Raw genomic sequence first — 5,430 nt, forward strand, 5'->3', positions numbered from 1 at the left:
AAAAGCCCAGAGACACGCGTCTCTGGGCTGTGGGTGGTTGAGACCTAGTGTGGGTCTCGGTAGTGGATGTGGGAGGTATGCTCCCGTATGAGTGGGTAGGCGGCGAACCGCGGTTCCCAGAGGATCGCTCACTCCAGTACTTCCCGGGACGCTGGTGGGCTTAACTTCCGTGTTCGGAATGGGTACGGGTGTTGCCCCACCGCTTTGGCCGCCTTCATGCCGACTCTCGGTCTCGAACCGAGACTTTCTCGCAATCTCGCGAGAGAGACGCCTGTGTCGGTTGGTTCTCAAAACCGTGTGTACGTGCGATCCAGTTACCGCCTGAACTCATGCGAGTGTGGTAGTGTGTCAGTGCCGTATGATTGTGGCTTCGGTCTGTTAGTGCTCGTGGACTCAACACCTCGTTGCCTTGGTGCGTACATCCCGAGTCTATCGAACTCGTCTTCTACGAGTGACCTCTGTGGTACTTCTTTTCCATGTGGGTTTCGAGCTTAGATGCGTTCAGCTCTTACCCCGTGTCGCGTGGCTACCCGGCAGTGCTCTTGCGAACAACCGGTACACCAGTGGCGACCAAACGTAGTTCCTCTCGTACTATACGTTCGTTCACGTCAAGTACCTTGACACCCCCAATAGATAGCAGCCGACCTGTCTCACGACGGTCTAAACCCAGCTCACGACCTCCTTTAATAGGCGAACAACCTCACCCTTGCCCGCTTCTGCACGGGCAGGATGGAGGGAACCGACATCGAGGTAGCAAGCCACCCGGTCGATATGTGCTCTTGCGGGTGACGACTCTGTTATCCCTAAGGTAGCTTTTCTGTCATCTACGGGCCCCATTCCGGAGCCTCGTAGGTTCGCTAGACCACGCTTTCGCGTCAGCGTCACTCGTTGGGAATGACACTGTCAGACCATCTTGTGCTCTTGCGCTCTTCGCCGGATTCCCGACCCGGCTGAGATGATCTTCGGGCGCGCTCGATATCTTTTCGAGCGCGTACCGCCCCAGTCAAACTGCCCGGCTACCGGTGTACTCCTCCCGGAGTGAGAGTCGCAGTCACCGACGGGTAGTATTTCAATGTTGACTCGGTGGCCCGCTAGCGCGGGTACCTGTGTGGTGTCTCCTACCTATGCTGCACATCGGCGACCACGTCTCAGCGACAGCCTGCAGTAAAGCTCTATAGGGTCTTCGCTTCCCCTTGGGGGTCTCCAGACTCCGCACTGGAACGTACAGTTCACCGGGTCCAACGTTGGGACAGTGGCGCTCTCGTTTATCCATTCATGCAAGCCGCTACTGAAGCGGCAAGGTACTACGCTACCTTAAGAGGGTCATAGTTACCCCCGCCGTTGACGGGTCCTTCGTCCTCTTGTACGAGGTGTTCAGATACCCGCACTGGGCAGGATTCAGTGACCGTACGAGTCCTTGCGGATTTGCGGTCACCTGTGTTGTTATTAGACAGTCGGAGCGCCCGAGTCACTGCGACCTGCTCCGTAGAGAGCAGGCATCCCTTCTTCCGAAGGTACGGGACTAACTTGCCGAATTCCCTAACGTCGGTTCTCCCGACAGGCCTTCCCTTGCTCTGGGAGTGTACCTGTGTCGGATCTTGGTACGGACATCATGCTTGCCTTTTCACGGGCCCTATGTACGGCTGACTTGCGCTGTCTCACGTTTCGTTCGCTTCGTGCCATGACGGCGTCCACGAGCTTCCATGATTTGACCGGGCGAAAACCCGGCTCAGCGGTCCATACGGCGTCGGCGTTCACTGCATGATGGCGCTGGAATATTAACCAGCTTCCCGTTGACGTAGTCGAGTTACGGTACGTCTTAGGACCGGCTAACCCTCGGCTGAGTGGCAGTGCCGAGGAACCCTTACACATCAGGCCGTCGAGGTTCTCACCCGACTATCGCTGCTACTGTGACCAGGATTGTCGTTACTGAACGGTCCACGCGAGCTCTCGCCCGAGCTTCCGTCCGAACAGTACGCCAACCTACGCGGTTGTCCTTTCACGGACACGGCCAGGTCTCGGTGGTAGATTTGAGCCCCGATCATTTTGGGCGCCTCAAACCTCGGCCGGTAAGCTGTTACGCTTTTCTTAGAGGGTAGCTGCTTCTAAGCTCACCTCCCGGCTGTTTAGGGCTTGAGACCACCTTCGAATCGCACTTAATCTACACTTTGGGACCTTAACCCGGCTCTGGGTTGTTCCCCTCATGGTGCACAGGCTTACCCCGCACACCGGACTCCCATCGTCTACAACGCCTGCGGGTTTGGAGTTCGACAGGATGGCCGACTCCTCTCGGAGGCGGGTCATCCAATCGGTAGCTCTACCCCGCGGGCTATCTCGGATGAGGTCATGCTTCGACATGTTTCGGTTGGAACCAGCTGTTGCCAGGCTCGATGGGCCTTTCACCCCTATGCACAGATCACGAGAGGATATTGTAGAATACCACCTCTAACGGGCCTCCACGTGGCTTTCGCCACGCTTCACCCTGCCTGTGTATAGATCGCCTGGTTTCGGGTCGTACCCACGTGGCTCCCCGCGCTTGAACACGGTGGCCCTCGCAATGCTGCGGCCGTATCGGTTTCCCTGCGCCTTCCCCGGTTCACGGGTTAGACTCGCCATGTAGGTACACTCCCTGGGTCGTTTTTCAAAACGCACGACACGACGCCGGCTCGATTTTCTTCCTACTGGAGGATCGCTCCTCGGTCGTTTTGAGAATCGCCTTGTACGCCCTGTCGCTCGATCGCCAACTGATTTCAGGCCCTATTGCACCGCCCTTCTCGGGGTGCTTTTCAGCGTTCGCTCACGCTACTTGTTCGCTATCGGTCTCGAGGAGTGTTTAGCCTTCTCAGGGGATGCCTGAGGTGTTCACAGAGGATATCCGACCCCTGCTACTCTGGATTTGACGCCAACGGTACTGGTCTCTCGTACGGGGTTGTCACCCTGTGTCACGCTCCGTTCCAGGAGACTTCTGAGAGAAGGTCGCGTTTTGATTGTCAACCCGAACACCACATTGGTCCGAAGACCTTCGGTTTGGGCTGTGTCGTGTTTACTCGCGGTTACTAGCGACATCGCGGTTGCGTTCTGTTCCTCCCCCTACTGAGATGTTTCAATTCGGGGGGTTCCCTATTGCGCGTGGCAATTGTGATACGGATTCCGATTGGGAGATCTCATGTTCGTTCCCTCCATGCGGGTCCCATGAGCTTTTCGCAGCTTGGCACGTCCGTCGTCGGCTCTCGAGCCGAGCCATTCACCAGCTGGCACAGTAGCCAGTAGTGTTGTTGGGCAGTTCCGTGTGGAACTGGCCAACACGGTGTCAGAAGTACTCGTGTGAGTAGTTCCGACTGTATATGGTTCACTGACGTTCCACGAACTCGGATGAGTTCAGTGGACGTCTGGATCGCACGTATACACGGTTGTCATTGAATCGCCCTGGCGGGGCGTTCGTCGAACCCTTCCCATCCGCGGTTTCCCGGGATGGTGCATCGGTCGTCGTGTTCGATTCGAGTCGCGTCTCCCACTTAAGGGGACGGATTCGAGTCGAACGGACATGGACTCACTGGGATTCGAACCCAGGGCATCCTCCTTGCAAGGGAGGCACTCTACCGCTGAGCTATGAGCCCGCCTTCCCATTGGGAAGGCTGTCTGCGCGTGTGTAGTGTGAGCCGTGGTCGTTCTAGAGTGTCCAGGTCGGTGGGTGGGCGGACGGGACCATGAATGAGTAGTGACCGTCTCGAAAGACGGTCGTAAGGTGAGCCTCTCGTGTGAGAGGTCTCGGGTCGGTGGAGGTGATCCAGCCGCAGATTCCCCTACGGCTACCTTGTTACGACTTAAGCCCCCTTGCGAAGCCCAGATTCGACGCGTGTGACGCGCCTCATCCGGACCTCACTCGGGTGCTTTGACGGGCGGTGTGTGCAAGGAGCAGGGACGTATTCACCGCGCGCTTGTGACACGCGATTACTACCGAATCCAGCTTCATGTGGGCGAGTTGCAGCCCACAATCCGAACTACGATCGAGTTTCTGAGATTACCGTCTCCTTTCGGAGTAGGAACCCTTTGTCTCGACCATTGTAGCCCGCGTGTTGCCCAGCACATTCGGGGCATACTGACCTACCGTTGCCCGTTCCTTCCTCCGTGTTGGCCACGGCGGTCTCCGTACTGTCCCCAGCTACTGTGAAGTACTGCTGGCAAGTACGGATGCGGGTCTCGCTCGTTGCCTGACTTAACAGGACGCCTCACGGTACGAGCTGACGGCGGCCATGCACCTCCTCTCTGAAACTCGGACAAGGTCATCAACCTGGTCGTCATTATTACAGTCGATGCTGGTGAGATGTCCGGCGTTGAGTCCAATTAAACCGCAGGCTCCTCCGGTTGTAGTGCTCCCCCGCCAATTCCTTTAAGTTTCATCCTTGCGGACGTACTTCCCAGGCGGTCTGTTTAGCGGCTTCCCTGCGGCACAGCACCCACTCGTAGTGGGAGCCACACCTAACAGACATTGTTTACGGCCAGGACTACCCGGGTATCTAATCCGGTTCGAGACCCTGGCTTTCGTCCCTCACTGTCGGATCCGTTTTCGCGACGTGCTTTCGCCATCGGCGGTCCGTCCAGGATTACAGGATTTCACTCCTACCCCGGACGTACCCGTCGCGCCTTCCGGTCCCAAGCCACACAGTTTCCACCGGGCGTCCACCTGTTGGGCAGGTGGATTTCCCGATGGACTTGTGCGGCCAGCTACGGACGCTTTAGGCCCAATAAGATCGGCCATCACTCGGGCTGCCGGTATTACCGCGGCGGCTGGCACCGGTCTTGCCCAGCCCTTATTCGTACACCGCCCTAGGGTGTACAAAAGCACAGGCTCTATGCCTGTGCACTTGGGATTCCCTTATCGCACTGTCGTGCAGTGTAAAGGTTTCGCGCCTGCTGCGCCCCGTAGGGCCCGGAATCTTGTCTCAGATTCCGTCTCCGGGTTCTCACTCTCATGACCCGTACCGATTATTGGCACGGTGGGCCGTTACCCCACCGTCTACCTAATCGGCCGCAGCCACATCCTTCGGCGCCGGAGCGTTTGGCACACTTGTCATTCCAGAGTGAGTGTGGTGTCCACTATTAGCCTCAGTTTCCCGAGGGTATTGTGGTCCGAAGGGTAGTTTGGCCACGTGTTACTGAGCTATTCGCCACGAGTCTGAACTCGTGCGACTAGCATGGCTAAATCGAATCCCAATAGCAATGGCCTCCGGCAGGATCAACCGGAATGTATACCTCAGTGCCTGGTTCCCGGCACTGAGGGGGTGTTGGCGGGTGTTGACACGATGTCAACACACCATTGCATGGTCTAGTATGGTGTCCAGTCCCATCCAGCGACCTGGATGACACCGAACGACCATGGCTCACATCAGATTTCCGCTTACGCCGGAGCGCAGGGGGCGAAATCCTCAT

The 5,430-nt window shown here is 57.4% G+C and carries 1 tRNA gene and 3 rRNA genes; all 4 read right to left on the reverse strand.

The features are described from left to right. Positions 1-94 precede the first annotated feature (94 nt). Positions 95-216: ribosomal RNA gene (gene rrf, locus NO887_RS18350) — 5S ribosomal RNA — on the reverse strand. A gap of 143 nt (positions 217-359) precedes the next feature. Beyond that, a 23S ribosomal RNA gene (locus NO887_RS18355) occupies positions 360-3,272 on the reverse strand. Positions 3,273-3,545: 273 nt separating this feature from the next. After that, positions 3,546-3,617: transfer RNA gene (locus NO887_RS18360), tRNA-Ala, on the reverse strand. Positions 3,618-3,777: 160 nt separating this feature from the next. Beyond that, positions 3,778-5,247 (reverse strand): 16S ribosomal RNA (locus NO887_RS18365). Together the 16S, 23S and 5S rRNA genes with 1 tRNA gene alongside form the textbook arrangement of a ribosomal RNA operon. Positions 5,248-5,430 lie beyond the last annotated feature (183 nt).

Source organism: Halorubrum laminariae (assembly GCF_024494655.1).
Taxonomy (GTDB): Archaea; Halobacteriota; Halobacteria; order Halobacteriales; family Haloferacaceae; genus Halorubrum; species Halorubrum laminariae.